We start from the raw sequence: 18,460 nt of genomic DNA on the forward strand, positions 1-18,460 counted from the left end.
AATTTTTACAGACCCATGAAACGATATTATGGTTTTTGGCAAAATGCAGTTGGACTAGTCTGCTGCTATTTAGTAAACATCAGCCCAGTTGGGGCGCAAATCGCTGGGGATACAACTCTATCAACTGCTGTCACATCTCCAGATGGTCTTAATTACACCATCTTAAATGGAACCCCCGTTGACACCAACCTGTTTCACAGTTTTAGCCAATTTTCAGTACCCACTGGTGGTTCAGCATTCTTCGACAATGCCTTAGAGGTTGAGAACATTATTGGTCGAGTCACAGGCGGGTCACTCTCAAATATCGATGGATTAATTCGTACCAATGGTACAGCCAACCTGTTTTTACTTAATCCGAGTGGGATTATTTTTGGTGCCAATGCTCAGTTAAATATAGGCGGCTCTTTTATTGCTAGTACCGCTAATGGGATGAGATTTGCCGATGGGACAGAATTTACCGCCACAACTGCTTCCCCACCCCTGCTCACCCTGAGTGTGCCCATTGGTTTGCAATATGGTTCCACAGCAGCAGGAATTCAAGTCCAAGGGTCAACTCTAGAGATATCTTCAGGTCGCAGCTTGGCATTAGTCGGTGGTGATATCGCCGTAGTTGGAGGAAATCTGACCGCCGCAAGGGGTCGGATTGAGTTAGGTGCTGTGAGGGGTGCAGGTACTGTGGAAATAACATTTGCCAATAACCAAATTCAGTTCACTGTTCCAGATGCCATGGCACGAGCTGATATATCTCTTACCGATGACGCTGTTATCAATACCAGTGGTATAGGGGGCGGTGATATCCAGCTTACAGGTAAACAAATTACGCTTCAAGATGCACGGGTGGAGTCTACGACCTTGGGTTCACAACCAGGGGGAAATTTAACGGTGAATGCCACGGATGCGGTAAAAATCGTGGGTAATGATGATGCTGGGGGAATGTTTACTCAGGGTTTGTTTGCAGAGACCAGAGGTGCGGGAACGGGTGGTAACTTAAGCATTACGACAGGAGAGTTAACGGTTCAAGGTGAAGCCAGGATATCGGCGGCAACGTTTGGTGCAGGTCAAGGCGGAAATTTAACGGTGAATGCGGCTGATTCGGTGGAACTTATTGGTGTTGATTCCAATGACTTTCAGCTATTTACAGGCATATTAACTGATACTGAAAGGACTGGAGCTGCTGGAGACTTGATGATTAACACAAGACGCCTAATTGTCCGAGAGGGAGCCCAGGTATCGGCGGCAACTTTTGGTGAGGGTGTAGGGGGAAATTTAACAGTGAATGCTACTGAGTCGGTGGAACTTATTGGTGTTTCGGCTTCTGATTTGCTTTCCAGTGGTTTGTTTACGGCGACCCAACCCGAAGCAACAGGAAATGCTGGAAACTTAGAGGTAAATACCAGAAAGTTAATTGTTCAAGATGGGGCACAAATTTTCGCGGGTACGGGTGGGGCGGGTGATGGGGGAAATTTGACGGTGAATGCTGCTGATTTTATAGAAGTAAGCGGAGTATCACCAATTGTTCTATTTCCCAGTGGTTTGTTTACTGTCGTAGAGGCAACAGGTACAGGCAATGCTGGAGACTTAGAGGTGAACACGGGGCGGTTAACTGTTCAAGATGGGGGACAAATCTCGGCTAGCACTTTTGGGGTGGGTAATGGGGGAAATTTGACGGTGAATGCTGCTGATTCTGTCGAAGTAACCGGAGTATCACCTGATCTATTTCCCAGCGGTTTGTTTAGTACAGCTGATGATTTCCCTTTGATTGAAACAGGATTAACTGTAGGCAATGCTGGAGACTTAACGGTTAATACCAGGCAATTGATTGTCCAGGATGGGGGACAGATAGCTGCTTCAACGTTCGGCAATACTGGAGAAGGCGGGAATTTGCTGGTGAACGCGGTTGAGTCTGTGGACGTCAGGGGTACAGGTCCGGAGGGGGCGATTGGTGGTAGTAGTGGCTTACTGGCTGACGCCACTGACGGGTTTAATGATTCTGGGACGGTAACTGTAAACACCGAACAGTTGCGGGTTGAGGATGACGCCAGGGTGGCGGTGAGTAATCAGGGGACTGGTAATGCTGGAAACCTGGAGGTAAAAGCCGGTTCTATCTTTCTGGATAACCAAGGAACCCTGACTGCTGAAACGGCATCCGGTGAAGGGGGAAATATCAAACTAGAGTTACAGAACTTACTACTCATGCGCCGCAACAGTCTGATTTCTGCAGAAGCGGGGGGGACGGGCAATGGTGGAAATATAGACATGGATACGACATTCCTAGTGGCGTTTGAAAATAGCGATATCATTGCCAACGCCTTCGAGGGCAGGGGAGGGAATGTGCAAATTACAGCCCAAGGAATTGTGGGAATTGAGTTTTGCCTTCAGAATACCCCAGAAAGTTGTATCACGGTCAGCTCTGAGTTTGGTGAAGATGGTGTGGTGGTGATTAACACGCCAGATGTTGACCCGAGTAAAGAACTGGTTACGTTGTCAGAGGATGTTCTGGATGTGAGTAATTTAGTCGCTCAAGGTTGTGGCGCAGGTCAAGGGGGAAACTTGGGTGAGTTTATTGTTACCGGGCGCGGAGGTTTACCCCCCTCTCCAGGTGACATAATTCCGAGTGAAGTGGTGCTTGAAGATTTAGGAACTGAGCTAATGCCAACGAGGAGAAATGATACTAGTGGAGGGATTTTTCCCAATTCGACGCCTTCGTCTCCAGCACCCATAGTAGAAGCCCAAGGATGGATTAAAATGCCTGATGGTCAGATTATTCTTACTGCCCAAGCCGGGAATGTCACTCCTGATGATTCCTGGCATCCGGCAGTGACTTGCCAGGTACGGTGATATCTGCATTTAAACTGGGTGTTCGGCATTTAAATCTTAACCCCTGTAGTAGCGAGCAAGATGCTCGCACTACAAGAATGGGAAACCGTTATTTACAGTAATTGGGAATTGGAAGCAAGAATATGGCGCGAAAACAGTCGGCATTTTCCCGAAATAAGGCAATAAGTAACTCTGCTCATTGGTTATGGAAGGTGCTTCTTTTCACCTGTTCACTTTTGACGGTTTGTTTGCTCAATATCCCAGCCCAACCAGCACAGGTTGTATCAGAGTCCTCTACCTTGCCAGGTTGCTCCTTACCTTCTAGCCTCTGTCCTGGAACCTCTGCCTTTTTATCCCAGCAAACTCAACAAGGTCGAAATCACTATGAAGCGGGTCAGTTTGCCCAAGCCGCTCAAATCTGGGAACAAGTGGCTGCGTCTTTAGCAACCGAGGGAGATCAACTCAATCAGGCAATGGTACTGAGTAATCTCTCCCTGGCATATCAACATCTGGGACAATGGAGTCAGGCAAAAAGTGCGATCGCCAAAAGTCTGGAACTGTTGACCAACGGACAAGGAATGGGTGATAAAATGGCGCAAACTCGTGTTTTCGCCCAAGCCCTAAACACCCAAGCTCAGTTACAGTTTACCCTGGGTCAAACAGAGCAAGCTCTGGCGACCTGGCAACAGGCGAGTGAGATTTATCAGCAGGCAAATGATCAAGCCGGAATCCTGCGTAGCCAAATTAATCAAGCTCAAGCTCAAAAACGCTTAGGACTTTACCGTCGGGCGGTGAACACTTTAACCCAGGTGCATCAAAGCCTAGAAAACCAGCCTGACTCCCCAATTAAAGCGGCTGGCTTGAGAAGTCTAGGGAGCGCTTTTCTTCTGGTTGGCAACTTAGAGCAATCTCAAACCGTCTTGCAGCAGAGTTTACAAGTGGCTCAAAACCTAGAATCTACCCAGGAAATGAGTGCCACATTATTGGACTTAGGTAATACCGCCAGAGCGAGGAAAGATGAAGCCGCTGCTATAGAATTCTATCAACAGGCAGCCGCGATCGCACCGTCACCCCTGATCCAAGTTCAAGCTCAACTCAACCAATTAAGTCTACAGATTCAACAACAGCAGTGGCAACCCGCCGCAGGACTGGTGGCTCAAATTCAGTCCCAATTGGACAACTTGCCAGAGAGTCGCGGTACAGTCTATGCCCAGATTGATTTGGTCAAGAATCTGATTACCTTATCACAAAACCGTCCCCATGCTTGGGAACTTTACACCAATTCAGGACGCCTACTCGCCAACGCCCTGCAACAGGCTCAACGTTTAGCAGACCAACCCGCTACAGCCTACGCCTTGGGAAATCTAGGCAGATTATACGAGCAAACCCAGCAATGGCGTCATGCTCAAACGCTCACCGAACAAGCCCTACGCCTTGCTCAAGCCATTAAAGCACCCGATATTGCCTACCGCTTTTCCTGGCAATTGGGTCGTCTGCTCAATGCCCAAGGGGATACTCAAGGTGCGATCGCGGCTTATACTGAAGCGGTTAATATTCTACAAGGGTTACGCCAAGACTTAGTTTCTATTAGTCCAGAGGTGCAATTTGCGTTCACAGAGACAGTAGAACCCGTCTATCGGCAACTTGTCAATCTTCTCTTACCCGCAGGTCAGCAAAAACCGAGTCAGCAAAATTTGGTTCAAGCCCGTCAGGTGATTGAATCCTTAAAATTAATCGAACTGGAAAATTTCTTCCGAGAAGCCTGTTTAAATCCCCAACCCCAACTGATTGATCAAATCGATCCCACTGCTGCGGTTATTTATCCGATTATATTACCCAACCATTTAGCCGTCATTGTTTCTCTACCAGAACAACCCCTAAGCTACTACGACACTCAGCTTTCCCAAGAGGAGGTAGAAACTACTTTAGATCAGTTGCGTCAACACTTCAGCCCAGTCTTGTCTGACAAAGAGCGTTTGCGTTTATCTCAACAAGTCTACGACTGGCTGATTCGACCCATTGAGACTCAGTTAACCACCAGTGGGGTTAAAACCTTAGTCTTTGTCCTTGATGGCAGTTTACGCAATATTCCCATGGCAGTCCTCTATGATGGGAATCAATATCTGGTCGAAACCTACAACATTGCCCTGACACCCAGTTTACAACTATTAGAACCCAAACCCCTGTCACAGCAAGCCTTAACCTTACTGACTGCTGGTATCACCAAAGCCCGCCACGGTTTTAGTCCTCTCCCCAACGTCGCCCAAGAAGTTGTTCAAATTCAGCAGGAGTTACCCAGCGTCGTGCTACTGGATCAAGCCTTTACCAAGGAAGCCTTGCGCCAAAAAATTGAGTCATCCTATTTCCCGATTGTTCACATCGCTACCCACGGTCAGTTTAGTTCCACGGCAGAAGAAACATTTGTATTGGCTTGGGATGAACCAATTCAGGTCAAACAGTTCGATAACCTCCTCCAATCTGCTCACTCAAGTCGGAATCAGGCGATTGAGTTGTTGGTTCTCAGCGCTTGCGAAACCGCACAGGGGGACAAGCGAGCGGCTTTGGGTTTAGCTGGTGTGGCGGTGCGAGCGGGTGCCCGCAGTACCCTAGCCACCCTATGGCGTGTGGATGATGCGGCAACGGCAGAATTTATGAGTTTATTTTATCAGGAATTAACCAACAATCCCGCCAATAAAGCAGAGGCGCTGCATCGAACTCAGTTAGCACTTCTACAAAAGCCTCGGTATCGAAATCCTTATTATTGGGCACCTTTTGTCTTAGTGGGGAATTGGCTTTGATTATTGGTCATTGAAGGGTAAAGTAACAGTGACTGTAGTCCCTTGATTCAGTGTACTGTTAATCTGAATCTGACCATGATGATTGTCTACAATCGCTTTAGCGATCGCTAACCCTAATCCCGTACCCGCCGCCGCATCCTTGGTTCTAGCGGGATCGATGCGATAGAAGCGATCAAATATCAGCGGTAATGCGGTTTCGGGAATCCCAATACCATTGTCGCGGACTTGAACTTGAATCCAGGAGGAACCTTGTCGTCCACCTTTACTAGGATGCTTGACCAATTCGAGTTTCACCTGCACCCACCCTTCTTCATCGTTCTCTGTTTTCGGGGGAGTATATTGCACCGCATTACTGACAAGATTGGTGAATAAACGTGCTAATTGATTCCAGTCGCCGAGAAGGGTAAATGCTTCGTCATCTAAGGGTTGTAGGGGGGGCTGGGAAGCGCTAAAGCGCTTACTACTAACGGTGCGATCGCGTGCGTCTGATTCCGAGGTAGAATCAACGGATAATTCAGCACTCGTATCGTTAGATTTTAAATCGAAATCCGGAATTTCTGGCAAATGCAGCGACAGAAAAATACCTTTTTGATCGGCAATTAACTGTTGTTCTTCAATCACTTCCATCAGCAACGCATCTAGGGGGACAGGTTGCCATTCGGGTTGTACCATACCACTATCAACCCGCGCCAAAAAGAGCAAATCATTCACCAATCGTCCCAAGCGCTGAGTTAATCGTTCCACTACCTTAAGTTGGTGACGTTGCCATTGCGGTTCCATATCGGGATCAGCTAGTGCTACTTGCACATTAGTTTGAATCGTGGCGATGGGATTTCTTAACTCGTGGGACGCATCAGCAGTAAACTGTTTTAACCGTTGGTAGGAGTCGCGCACGGGTTTCATAGCAAGTTCGGAGAGTAACCAACCAATTGCAGCGGTGGAGAGAATCATTAGCGTGGTTCCCACCGTTAAATCGACGATTAACTGGCGGATGGGTTTAGTGACTTCAAACCAGGGATGACTCACCCGTAAATAGCCTAAAACATACCGTCCCAGTTCTACTCGCTTGGTGAACTGACGCAGCAGGTGATCCGGGGATAGATGGACAGTTTCCGCTGTTTGTCGGGGATGCAGGGGAATATCCAGGGGGTCTGAGAGGGTTGACCACAGCAACTCACCCGTGGGACTAAACCATTCTAAGTCAATGTGGTCATCTTCCACCGCTTGGGTATTATCGCGAAAACTGGCTTCTACGTTAATCTGATAAGGAGTAACCGTTCCCTCACTGGGCTGAATCACTAGAGAGCGATCGACAACTTCCACCACATGCTTTAAGGTATCGTCCACCCGTTCAATTAAGGTGCTGCGAACGTACAAATAAACCCCTGTCGCAAATAGTAATAATAAGACAGCAGTAACTGTTGTATACCAAAGTGCCAGACGGCGACGAGTAGCTTGAAACATTGTATAAGTAGTGGCGTGGCACACCCAATTTGATGAATTAGAATTACGCCCGGAAACCGTAGGGGCGCAAAGACTTGCGCCCGATTCAATGGTAAAATCTCTTCCACAATTTTAGCTTAACTCTTTGAACCCGTTTCAACGGGTTTTAGCTTTTAGCCCCAACTTTAGTTGAGGGCTTAAGTCAGCTAGATGGACAATTTAATCTCTCAATCTCTTAATACCAAATGCCGCTGCGCGTCAAAGGCAATCGTCCCTTGCTGCTGTAACTGATTGAACAGTCGAGTAATCGTGACTCTAGTGGTGCAACAGGCGTTAGCAAAATCCTGATGCGTCAGGCGAATGGTTAAACGAGTCCCCTCTGATGTTGGTTGACCAAATTTCGCTTTTAACCAGTCTAGGAAACAGTGCAAACGGTCTGTTATTTGCCGCTTGCCCGCCATGGCTAATAAAAATTCTGTCTGTTGTAACCGCTGATTAAGCAGAGGTAACAGCGTCTGAGATAGTTGAGAAGAGGCGGCAATTTCAGTGCAAGAAATACTAATTAATTCTGCTGTTTCCGAGACAACAGTGGCTTCGTACATCGGTAGCGATGTCATACTAGAACTGAAGGGCATGGATTCTCCAAGTAATCCCACGATTATTTCATCACCACTTTCGCTAACTGTACTCAGTTTGATCACACCTTGGCAGACGATCCAAGTAGTATGGGGTTTGAGAGAAATTGTCTCGCCTTTATGATAGATATACCGAGGGTGATTATGGTAAAGGTTGGTATTATTACAATAATTGTCTCCCCTCAGCCCTGGCTGGCGATCGCGAATATCCTGTACGATCCAGCACAAACGGATCGGCTGATTGTCTAAATCACAGTGGGGACTTACCGTCAAAACCGCCTCCAAGGGTTCACGTTGACGCGGCTGAATCTGAGCGATCCATTTTTGTGGTATATTATGCTGCTGAATCTGGATGAGTTTAGCTGGAAACTTGCGGCGATCGGATTTAATCAAATAGATATCTAGGGGTTTACCGACTAAAAACTGCTGCGATACATTCAGTAGGTTGGCAGCGGCTTGATTGGCGTCTATAATTTTCCCTTTGGTATCCGTTTCTAGGTAAGCATGGGGCAAGAACTGGAGTAGGTTTTGATAACGCTGGCGTTCGGCTGCTAATTCTACTCGCATCGCTGCCGATTCCTCCGCCTGTGCTAGAAGTTCCTCCATCGCCACTTGCAGTTCTTCTGAAGCCATACCGAGTTCTTTAAAGGCTGAGGGTAGTAGGTGGGATTTTTCGTTTGCAGTATTGACACAGTGGTAAAGCTGATCTAAGCGTCCTTGTAATGCCTCAACTTGCTGCATAAACCGCTTCAAGTCACTGTCAAATCTCCCAGCACTCATTTTTCTGTGTAAATATTCCCCCATAGATAGATTTTCAGGTGTCTTATTCAGTGTTTGGGAAGGATTAATTGATTCTGCCCTGCAAATACGTCTGTATTCACAGTAACAAAGCAACTTAATATAAGTCCCCATCTTTAGACAGACGTAAGAGTCTAGCAGGAATTGATATGCTACTAGATGTCAGTCAAGTTAAAGGTTCAGCATTATCCCGACCGACAAGCAAGATGTAGGCATAGGGATCTCCATTCATCCCAGCTCAACCCCTATCCGGCTAGGATTAGCAACCTCTCTTTTGACTCATAGCCACTCACCCTTCATTTACAGAGAGATATGAATTCTCAAACCACTTCTCGTCAAACAGCTTTTGTGTCTAAATCCAGCCAAAGTACATCTAACAATCACCAAAGTCTCTGCTGTTATATCAATCAAACCAGCCAGGTTCAGATTATCCGGCTGGTGAATCAATCCCATACTAATTGGCAACGGGTTATTTTTTCCGGTGAGCGTTTTCTGTTTGAAGCTGACTCTGAATCTAACTTAGAGATTATGGTGAATGAAGCGGTTTCTTCTCTAGTTAATTGTAAAAAATTGTTAGTAAAACTTGAAGCCTGATTCTTGGTCAAGTAATTTTCTCTGTTTGATTGGCGCAGTAAACAGTATTCCTACCCTAAACAAGAAGATCAGCATCATGTCGCAGAAAATTATCAATTTAACCTGTCTCCTTGTCATTCAAGAAGTCAAAGATATCTTGGTAACTTATCCAGAGACTCCTTATCAAGAGGCATTTGCTCAGGCAGAATTATTTAACCAGCTCGTTAACCAGGTATTAAGTCGAATTCCGGATCAATCTTATACTATCCTGTACGAATCTGAAAAACTCCCCAAAAACCCTAGACGCTTTTACTCTTCCATAGAAGAGCGAATGATGGTCGAAGAACTGATTCATCAGACTATTATTGCTCTACTGAGAACGCAGAGAAAAAAAACGTTACATTCCCCGGCATCAGAAGACAACCGTTCTGCTAATGCAGCGATGAGTTCCAACGAAAAACTCTATCGTTGGTTCAGCTATTAGGGCGTTGAGATCAGGATACAGCACAGGACTTAATATTATGTCGGGTTGAATACTTACACGAAGTCCCTAGACATAAATTTTGTCCGCCAAACATTCCGGTAGATCCCCGACTTCTGAATCCCATTCATTTAGGTAAGCAGGATTTCGACAAAGAAGTCGGGGATCTGGAGTGTAAGAGTACGATGAAAACGTTGGATGATACAATAGTCGCCAATGCCAAATCATGTCGGTTTTGGCTGAGTCAATCCAGGAGTCCCCCTTCACCTGATGTCCAGACGAACGGCGAACCCGGCTAATGTATTCAATCGAATTCCCGGACGCGCTTATCTGTTGATTGCGATTGTGATTTTCGCGTCAGCCAATGCGGTAATCCGGATGTTAACCAATTTGGGAGATCAAAATCTAATCGATGGCAGAAATCCCATCTCGTTCTGCAATGTTCTGTTTGCGGGAAATCTTTGTGCCTTAATCGCCCTCATCTTAATCTATGGCAAGCAGTGGAATGTTGAGTCCATAAAACGTCTCTCCTGGACAGATTGGCTAGGATTGACGGGGGTGGCAATACTGTCCGGGGCATTAGCTCCGGCTTTAACATTTATGGCACTAGACTTGACAATGGTCAATAATGTGGTGCTAATTGGTCGCATTGAACCGCCCCTGATTCTGGCGTTATCCATACTATTGCTGGGAGAACGGGTAAATAAGTGGGTGATAGCGGGTGCGGTGGTTTCGTTCATTGGCGTTTCTCTGACTGTATTACTTCAGACTCCCGCCACGGATATGGTGAATATGGGAAGATTCCAGATTGGCAGAGGGGAATTATTTGCCGCAGGTGGTGCCGTGGCGTTAGCCTTGTCCACGATTATTAGTAAGGTGAAGTTACGTCAGATTCCGTTGGCTATTTTCAGTATCTATCGTATGGCAATGGCAACATTAGTGTTCTTGGTGGTTGTCTTGATGCTGTTTGAACCCAATCATTTTATGGATGTGTTTTCGCCTTTTCTGTGGCAATGGATGTTGATTTACGGCATGGTGATTGTCGTCGGGGGTCAACTCTGTTGGTTTCGCGGATTAAAGACAACAGGTGCAGCGGATGTTTCCTTAGCCAGTTCCTTTAGCCCCATTGCCGGAATTTTAGCGGCATATTTTATTCTGGGGGAAGCGCCCACCATGGCGCAATATATCGGTGGGGCGGTGATTATTGGCGGTATTGTCCTCAATCAGATTGGTGTGTTTCGCAAAATGGCGGAAACGATTACGCTGCCACCTGGGAATTCCGATAAGGAAGCGGATACAGAGGTGGGCTTTAAAGGAGTTTGAACCACCAGTTATGGACTATTTGAGGTTCATATCATCCCCTTTTGCCACGGCGATTGAAATCGCTGCTACACAAACAAAGTCCGCCTGCGCGGACTGGGTTATCAGGGGGGTAGTTAACCCGGATTTAGTCGGATAGGATATACCGTAGGGTGGACACTGCCCACCAGCATACCAGTCAGTACCATTCGTCTTAACTTGAATGGCACTGACTTTAGATTTTGTAGTCAGCGCTTTAGCGCTTCTGGCACTAAAGTGCCTACTACGAAACCAGCTTAAGTCAGTACCATCCGTCTTACATTTAGGCTATAGGAATAATCAGGAATTTAAATCGATACCTGGGAAATGCTCTCTCCAGCCCTCTATGCCGCTACTACAGCGGTTTTACGGCTATCTCTGAACGTTTGTCAAGTCGTAATACCTGGTTTAAATCCCAATTGACGTAGAGTTGCCGTTTAAGTTTTATTACAATTAGAATAACTACTTTGAACAATTGTTAACTAATTGCTGCCCTACTTCGTGCATGATGTTCATTACCAACCAACTGCCCACCGCAACTCTTGAACTCAAGCCAGCCGTTAACCAGGCGTTTAACGACTTCCAGCGCCTGTCTGTTGAGGATCAGTTAGGGCTGCTTTGGGGAATGTACCAAAACCTAGGTTGTTCTCTAGCACCAACACCTGCGGGTGCGGCACGGCTATTTTTGACCCAAGGGTTGCTGCATCGGATCAAGCAAATGCCTGCTACTGAACAGTTAGCGGCGATGCAGGACTTATTACAGGAGACAGATAGCCCCATCAGTCGTCAATACGGACTATTCACGTTGAAAACCAAACTGGCGTTTTGGACTCAGCTATTTGATTGGATGTCCACAGGTGAAGTGAGTCCAGTGGCAATCGCTTCTTCGCTTTCTTCCTCAGCTACAACCCTGTTGAGAACGATCGCGTTATTAGACCTGAATGAGCAAATTTCCCTATTCAATGAGATCATTGACCAGATGGGTGTTGCCCCTTTAGCCGCTTAGGAATTTGGCGGTTGGGTATCTATTCAAGTTCAACTTCTAATAGCCCAACTGTTACAGCAGCAAAGGCAAAGGCTACACCCAAAGGCATAGGCGACTGGAAATAAACGGTCAAAATAGCGGCAACAACAGTAACCAACATTGCCCCAATTGACCACCACTTTTCTTCGCCACTCCAGCCTTTTTCCGCTTTAATCCATTTCAAGGCGTCCGTCGGTAGTGGTTCTGGAATTACAGCGCCCGGTGGGAACGCCCAATAGTTATTGCGCTCAACATATAAGTCTGTCCAGCCGTTCTCGTAGCACCATTCGTTTAACCAAGCTTCACAGTAATGTTTCATCGGATTTTGTTAAAATGTGTTAAATTAGTCTGCTTTACAGCCTCAATAACATTAGCAAATCTTTTTCCAGACTAAAAGAGGAATAAATACCTAATTCGTCATTGGTCATTGGTCATTGGTCTTTCGTTGCTTACGGGGTGACAAGCTAGCTGAAGTGTTGAGCCATCCGGCTTTTAGCCCATTTCTTCTTGTCACAGATAGGGTCAGAGATAGCAGTTTTTTGTGGGGGGGGAGACCCCCCCCACCCCCACAAGGGGGGGCGGGGCGCCCCCCCAAACCCCCCGCGCAACGCATCGCTAATCCCATACCTCATCCGGTGGTCTTCATCTGTCAATAAGAATGTCAATAAGACTTCATCTTTGGAGATATTAATGTCGCTCAAAACCTGATTTTTAAAGGTTTTGGACGGCTTGTCACCCCTTCAGGGCAACCGTAGAAGTGGTGGGGATGGCACCAGAGGAGGAGTGTGAACAGGAAATGTTTGTGGAGATTGCCTGGGATGATTATACGCTGGCGGTTCCGTTGATTCAGCTAGAGGCTCCAGAGGCAGATGCAGAAACCCAACAGGCGATCGCAGATTGGCATTACTGGGTGAATCAAGGCTATGAGTTTGGGTAAATTAAATTGATAAAGATACTCCAACAAGCAAGGCAAAAAATCTCAAGACGGCTAGCCGTGCAGACGCGATGACCCATAGCGTGATCGCACTCACAGATGGCTCATCCTACCCCTACTGCTACAATCAAAGCAACCTTAAACAATACATTACCGCCAATGCAAATTATCATAGAAGTCCCCGATCGCCTGGGTGAAAAACTGCAACAATTGGGCGATCGCCTCCCAGAAGCCCTTGATCGCGCAATTGAGGAACTTATCCCCCCAGAAACCATCTGCTACCAAGACGAACTCCAGATCGTCGAACTGCTTGCTAGTCAACCCAGTCCAGAAGTTATCCTTGCCATCCGCCCCACGCCTGCTTTACAAACCCGCATGAGCGAACTGCTCGATCGCAATAAATCGGGTACACTCTCGCGATCGGAAGAAGCCGAACTTGATCGATACTTGCTTCTAGAACATTGGGTGCGTTTAGCAAAAGCTCATGCTTACAAACACTTACAAACAGCAGCATGAGTTATGTATCAGCAACTCTGCGTCGGCTAGTGACTCAACGCGCCGGAGAGCAATGCGAGTATTGCCGATTTCCCCAAACAGCTTCACTTTTCGCCTTTGAAATGGAACATATCATTGCCGAAAAACATGATGGCATCACTGAAGTTGAAAACCTAGCTTTATCTTGTCCTTACTGCAACCGCTTCAAAGGAACTGACCTCGGTTCACTCGACCCTGAGACACAACAGCTAACCCCCTTTTTTAATCCCCGTCTTCAGAAATGGTCAGACCACTTCCAGCTAGATGGAGGAACGATCATTCCACTAACTGCCCAAGGGCGCGTAACCGCTAAAATTTTACAATTTAACCTTCCAGAACGTATCCTCGAACGCGAGCAACTCATTATGAACGGAGAATATCCACCACCTCATCCACAAACAACATAATGGCTCTTTTCCCTGGCAGTAGAGGCAGATGCACAAACCCAACAGGCGATCGCAGATTGGCATTACTGGGTGCATCAAGGCTATGAGTTTGGGTAAATTAAATTGATAAAGATACTCTAATAAGCAAGGCAAAAAATCTCAAGACGGCTAGCCGTGCGGACGCGATCACAGACGCTTAGTTGCAGAGGCGTTAGAAAGTTTACCCCAAGTTGCGTGATGGCTGGGATTACTGGAAGCAGAGCGCGATCGCTACAATAAAGGTAATTTTCAATTATCCCTGTACTCTATGACTCGTCAGGAACTGGAACATCAGCTTCTTCGCCTATCCCCTGCTGACAAAGCAGACATCATTCAGAGTCTGACCAAAACCCTGAGAACAGGCGGAAAAGGAATCAGCAAAACTCCTGGTATTTGTGGTGGAGAAGCCTGTATTGCTGGAACCCGAATTGCCGTTTGGTTATTAGTTGAAGCCCAACAGCTTGGCATCAGTGAAGCCCAACTCCTACAAGACTATCCTCACATCAGTGCGGCTGATCTGGTCAATGCTTGGGCGTATGCATATGCTTATCCCGAAGACATTGCAGCAGCGATTCGCGCCAATAATGAGGTTGTCTAGCCAATGGCACGTTTGTATGCTGATGAGCAGAACCATGTACTCAGCATGAGCTAAATTTCCACTATGAATGATCAGAAATTAAAACGGAAAATTATAGTTATAGATGTACCCAAGTATCATCAAGCAATGAGAGCTGTATTTGAAGATGCTTTGGCATATTTTGCTGGGTTTGAAGATTTTGATTTAATTGTAATAGATGCCAATCACACAAATTTAGCCAATGGTAATTTATTATACAAAATACAGCAAGAAATAAACCCGAAAAGATTTGTCCATATCATCTACATACAAGGCTGGCACTATATAAATGGAGTTAAACTATTAAGTTATTTGCGTACAAATAGTTTAATTAAAACTATCCCCATTGTCATTTCATCTGCTGATGATAACATTGAAGATTTTATGAATAAGCAATCGGTTTTCTTTGTTTCTGTTCCAATTTGTCTTTACGAATGGGGTCAAACTATAAACAGGGCATTTAAATTGGCAATTTTAGCCAGTAAAGCACAGCACAATTGACGGCTAAACCTGCTGCTACATCAGTAATTTGTAGGTTGGGTTGACGAAGGAAACCCAACAGCTCAGTATTATAGCGTTGAGCGCTGGTGTATTTACAGATTATGTTCAGAATTTACCCGACTTTGCCTATATGCGCGATCGCAGACGCTTGGTTGCAGAAACGTTGGCAGGTGTACCCCAAACGGTAAAGAATGCGAAATACAGACGGCTCAGGCGTTACCGGAGGTGCATCTTACACGAATCCTGAATTAGACTATATAGTTGTATTCCTAAAAGATTTGCCTGACTTTGGCAGTCTCCTTGTTCTCAATAGTAGGCAAATGCGGAGAGGCGATCGCGTGGCAATTATTCAGCATTCAGGCGGACACCTGAAGAAAATCTCGATAAGGATAGTTAGGCAATGGCAATAAGTAACGATAGCCTTGAAAAATTATTGCCTCTACTCAGACCCTATTTACGGGATGAGAATGAGCGTCGAGCCTATTTGATCAGGGCGTTAGGCATGGATACACCTGTGTTGAATCGCCTGGTTTTAAATACACCTGTGGATTCTTTCATCACTAACATGGTGACGGAACTGGTTCGTTTAGGAAAAATACCCACTGGCAAACTAGCGCTTTGCGCCTTGTTGGAAGTGATTCGTGAAGATATGGGTGTAGACAACCGGGCAAAAGTAGATAAACTACTTCAACAACTGCGAGAGGAGTTAACTGAGACACCTGTTGCTCAAGAATCGGTATCATCAAAACAAGACGCTCAAAATTTGCAGTGCGCTGTTATCCTCACGGCTATTCCTATTGAATATAGAGCTGTTCGCGCTCACTTGACAAATCTCAAGGAAGAGATACACCCTGAAGGCACTATCTATGAACGAGGAAACTTCTTATCTAATGGTCAATCATGGCAAATAGGAATTGTTGAAATCGGGGCAGGTAATACTGAGGCGGCTGTAGAAACGAAGCGAGCCATTGATTATTTTAAGCCGACTGTTGTACTCTTTGTGGGTGTAGCAGGTGGAATTAAACATGTTGACCTTGGTGACGTGGTGGCGGCAACAAAAGTTTATGGGTATGAATCCGGAAAAGTTGTCGAGGAAACGTTCCAACCTAGACCCAATACCAGCCTCGTAAGTTATCGTTTAGAACAGAGAGCTAAGGCTGAAGTTAGGAAAGAAGAGTGGTTAAACAGGATTGGAGAATCGATTCCAACACCAAAACCTCGCGCTTTCACAGGAGCCATAGCCGCAGGGGACAAAGTGGTGGCTTCAACGAAGTCTGATGTGTATCAGCTTCTGCGGACAAACTATGGTGATGCGCTGGCGGTGGAAATGGAAAGTCATGGTTTTCTCAAGGCTGTTCGTGCTAATCCAGAAATCAATGCATTAATTATCCGTGGTATCTCCGATCTCATTGATGGTAAAAGCAATGCTGATGCGGCTGGCTCTCAGGAGAAAGCAGCACAACACGCTAGTGCTTTTGCATTTGAAATCTTGGCAAAACTGTTAGGCGATGGCAATCAGTAGCGATATAATTCAAAAATTATTGCCTCTACTTAGACCCCTTATGGAGGATGAAAACCAGCGTCGAGGATACTTGATGAGGGCGTTGGGAATGGATGCACCCGTGTTACGTCGTCTTGTCTGGAGTACGCCTGTGGATGTTTTCATTACAGGTATGATCAAGGAACTGGTGATCTTTGGTGAAATTACCCCGGGTCAACCCGCGCTTTTGGCTTTGTTGAATGTGATTCGTCAAGATGTGGGTCGAGATATTCAGCTACACATTGATGAACTCATTGTAGAAGTTCAAACCCAACAGAACGTTCTCCCGATTCAAACGCCGCCTCATTTACTGTTTGATTTGCTGCTCATAATGGATTTTAAGCAGCAGGTGCGGTTGGTGAAAGAAGTCATGACATCACATCAAATCGCGGCTTTCTTGGTTCACGGTGAGGCTTGCTGCGGACAGCAACTTTTAGTGACTCGATTATTCCGGTTGAAGCCACAGTGGAAGACGATATCGCCGATTAAGATTGATGTGAATCATAACGGTATCGGGAACAAGATTCCTCTCCTGTGGCGACGAGTGGCGGCTTGGTTTGGGTTGCCAAAAGAGGCTGAACCGAAAGAGATTATTGATCAAATTTGCGATCGCGTTTCCACTCAAGATGTTATTTTTATCTTTGATAGCGTGGAGTATATGCTGCCCAATGTCCTGGTGGCGTGGCTTCAAGAGTTCTGGGAACCTCTGGTAAAACGAATTGAGCCAGAGTCCTGTCTGACTCCAGAGGCAACCCATCTGTTAATGTTCTTGGTAGATCATAGAGGCAGCATTTGTCAATCAACGATTCAATTGGCACAGGAATGGGAGCAACCCGAATATCCTCGGATTCCTTTGCACTTGCCACCCGTGAGTCCATTTCCGCCAGATATCTTAGAGGATTGGCTAGATATGGTGACGGGATTTAGGGATATACAGATACCTGCGGGGTTAACCTCTCAACTCTTATTAGAGAAGTCAGAAGACGGGATTCCTGAATTTGTCTATGAGGAAATTTGTTGCCACTGCGGCTATGATTGGGAGGGAGAATTGGCAAAATGGTTAATTTAGCAGATGCACTGGCGGCTAGTGGGAAACCATTCTATCAGGGTAAACTCATTTCACCTCAAGAGTGTCAGGAGAATGGACTCACGCCTTATTTACCCTCACCCGAACTGATTAATGCGGTTAATCTTGCCATCTTTCTGGAAAAACGCCCCCTGTTACTCAAAGGTGAACCCGGATGTGGTAAAACTCGCTTGGCGCAGGCGGTGGCTTACGAATTAGGATTACCCTATGAGCCTTGGTATATTAAATCTACCAGTCGGGCAAGAGATGGACTCTACACCTACGACGCCGTAAGACGATTACATGATGCTCAACTGGTGCGGATGGGGGAAAAGAGTCAATCGAAGGTTGATGATTTAAATAATTATATTGAAATGGGAGCGCTGGGACGGGCGTTTGCTAATTCCCAGCGCACGGTGGTATTGATTGATGAAATTGATAAGGCGGATATTGATTTCCCTAACGATTTGTTACGAGAGCTTGACGAGCAGCAATTCGCGATTGAGGAGACGGGAACGGAAGTTAAGGCAAATTTCCCTCCGATTGTATTTGTGACGAGCAACGATGAAAAGGATTTACCCGATGCCTTTCTGCGCCGTTGTCTGTTTTATTACATTGAATTTCCTAATTCACAATTAACCGAGATTGTCAAGGCTCACTTTCCGGAATCATCGCCGGAGTTAGTCGAGGGAGCAGTGCAGCGTTTTAGGGAACTGCGGCAGACAATGGAGAAAGGGAAATCAGGAAAAAAGGTGAGTACCAGTGAGTTGCTGGATTGGTTTGCCGTGTTGCGTCAATTTCCTCAAGATCAGGTGTTGCAGCAGCTTGAGGGTAAATTGCCGTTTTCAGAAGTGCTGCTGAAGAAATGGGAAGATCATCTACGTTATAGCAGTAGAGATATTTCTTAGGAGAAACCGACTGGTGTAGAGACGTTGCA

General features: G+C 46.1%; 19 protein-coding genes. 16 read left to right on the plus strand and 3 right to left on the minus strand.

The features are described from left to right. Positions 1-15: 15 nt before the first annotated feature. Positions 16-2,838, plus strand: a complete 2,823-nt coding sequence (locus RID53_RS20020; RefSeq protein WP_446389761.1) for a two-partner secretion domain-containing protein — start codon at positions 16-18, stop codon at positions 2,836-2,838. A gap of 122 nt (positions 2,839-2,960) precedes the next feature. Next, a complete protein-coding gene (locus RID53_RS20025) occupies positions 2,961-5,615 on the plus strand; it encodes a CHAT domain-containing protein (RefSeq protein ID WP_446389762.1) in 2,655 nt (884 codons plus the stop codon). On the opposite strand, the gene RID53_RS20030 is transcribed toward RID53_RS20025, so the two are convergent. Both RID53_RS20030 and RID53_RS20035 read right to left on the minus strand, forming a co-directional pair. Next, complete coding sequence (locus RID53_RS20030) at positions 5,616-7,079, minus strand: sensor histidine kinase (protein ID WP_446389763.1); 1,464 nt, start codon at positions 7,077-7,079, stop codon at positions 5,616-5,618. Between the two features lie 206 nt (positions 7,080-7,285). Beyond that, positions 7,286-8,497: a PAS domain-containing protein gene (locus tag RID53_RS20035; RefSeq protein ID WP_446389764.1), complete on the minus strand. Its 1,212-nt coding sequence runs from the start codon at positions 8,495-8,497 to the stop codon at positions 7,286-7,288. A 306-nt stretch (positions 8,498-8,803) separates the two neighbouring features. Here RID53_RS20035 and RID53_RS20040 point away from each other — a divergent pair, with 306 nt between their 5' ends. From RID53_RS20040 to RID53_RS20055, 4 genes are all read left to right on the plus strand, one after another. Next, positions 8,804-9,085, plus strand: a complete 282-nt coding sequence (locus tag RID53_RS20040) for a DUF1830 domain-containing protein (protein WP_446389765.1) — start codon at positions 8,804-8,806, stop codon at positions 9,083-9,085. 76 nt (positions 9,086-9,161) lie between these two features. Then, complete coding sequence (locus RID53_RS20045) at positions 9,162-9,548, plus strand: hypothetical protein (RefSeq protein ID WP_446389766.1); 387 nt, start codon at positions 9,162-9,164, stop codon at positions 9,546-9,548. A 267-nt stretch (positions 9,549-9,815) separates the two neighbouring features. Beyond that, on the plus strand, positions 9,816-10,868 hold the full coding sequence (locus tag RID53_RS20050; protein WP_446389767.1) for a DMT family transporter: 1,053 nt from the start codon (positions 9,816-9,818) through the stop codon (positions 10,866-10,868). A gap of 523 nt (positions 10,869-11,391) precedes the next feature. Then, positions 11,392-11,889: an orange carotenoid protein N-terminal domain-containing protein gene (locus RID53_RS20055; protein WP_446389768.1), complete on the plus strand. Its 498-nt coding sequence runs from the start codon at positions 11,392-11,394 to the stop codon at positions 11,887-11,889. A 19-nt stretch (positions 11,890-11,908) separates the two neighbouring features. Here RID53_RS20055 and RID53_RS20060 read toward each other — a convergent pair whose 3' ends face one another. Beyond that, positions 11,909-12,226, minus strand: a complete 318-nt coding sequence (locus tag RID53_RS20060; RefSeq protein ID WP_446389769.1) for a slr1957 family protein — start codon at positions 12,224-12,226, stop codon at positions 11,909-11,911. 438 nt (positions 12,227-12,664) lie between these two features. On the opposite strand from RID53_RS20060, the gene RID53_RS20065 reads away from it, so the two are divergent. The 10 genes from RID53_RS20065 (at position 12,665) to RID53_RS20110 (ending at position 18,431) form a co-directional block, all read left to right on the plus strand. Further along, positions 12,665-12,844 carry a calcium-binding protein gene (locus RID53_RS20065; RefSeq protein ID WP_446389770.1) on the plus strand — a complete coding sequence of 60 codons (180 nt, stop codon included), beginning with the start codon at positions 12,665-12,667 and terminating at the stop codon, positions 12,842-12,844. A gap of 96 nt (positions 12,845-12,940) precedes the next feature. Continuing rightward, entirely contained in the window at positions 12,941-13,357 is a 417-nt protein-coding gene (locus RID53_RS20070; RefSeq protein WP_446389771.1) for a hypothetical protein, read from the plus strand. After that, positions 13,354-13,782, plus strand: a complete 429-nt coding sequence (locus tag RID53_RS20075) for an HNH endonuclease (protein WP_446389772.1) — start codon at positions 13,354-13,356, stop codon at positions 13,780-13,782. Before RID53_RS20070 ends, RID53_RS20075 begins: the two co-directional genes overlap by 4 nt. Positions 13,783-13,794: 12 nt before the next feature. Beyond that, positions 13,795-13,878, plus strand: coding sequence for a calcium-binding protein (locus RID53_RS20080; RefSeq protein WP_446389845.1), 84 nt, complete (start codon positions 13,795-13,797; stop codon positions 13,876-13,878). Positions 13,879-14,068: 190 nt separating this feature from the next. After that, positions 14,069-14,398, plus strand: a complete 330-nt coding sequence (locus RID53_RS20085; protein ID WP_446389773.1) for a DUF433 domain-containing protein — start codon at positions 14,069-14,071, stop codon at positions 14,396-14,398. Positions 14,399-14,461: 63 nt separating this feature from the next. After that, positions 14,462-14,917, plus strand: coding sequence for a hypothetical protein (locus RID53_RS20090; RefSeq protein ID WP_446389774.1), 456 nt, complete (start codon positions 14,462-14,464; stop codon positions 14,915-14,917). A gap of 191 nt (positions 14,918-15,108) precedes the next feature. Beyond that, entirely contained in the window at positions 15,109-15,327 is a 219-nt protein-coding gene (locus RID53_RS20095) for a hypothetical protein (RefSeq protein ID WP_446389775.1), read from the plus strand. Then, positions 15,318-16,439: a phosphorylase family protein gene (locus tag RID53_RS20100; protein ID WP_446389776.1), complete on the plus strand. Its 1,122-nt coding sequence runs from the start codon at positions 15,318-15,320 to the stop codon at positions 16,437-16,439. Before RID53_RS20095 ends, RID53_RS20100 begins: the two co-directional genes overlap by 10 nt. Further along, positions 16,426-17,526, plus strand: coding sequence for an XRE family transcriptional regulator (locus RID53_RS20105; RefSeq protein WP_446389777.1), 1,101 nt, complete (start codon positions 16,426-16,428; stop codon positions 17,524-17,526). The genes RID53_RS20100 and RID53_RS20105 overlap by 14 nt, the downstream gene beginning before the upstream one ends. After that, positions 17,514-18,431 (plus strand): AAA family ATPase, encoded by a 918-nt coding sequence (locus RID53_RS20110; RefSeq protein WP_446389778.1) that lies wholly within the window; start codon positions 17,514-17,516, stop codon positions 18,429-18,431. The genes RID53_RS20105 and RID53_RS20110 overlap by 13 nt, the downstream gene beginning before the upstream one ends. Positions 18,432-18,460: the final 29 nt, after the last annotated feature.

This window comes from Coleofasciculus sp. B1-GNL1-01, assembly GCF_040220235.1.
Lineage (GTDB): Bacteria > Cyanobacteriota > Cyanobacteriia > Cyanobacteriales > Coleofasciculaceae > Coleofasciculus.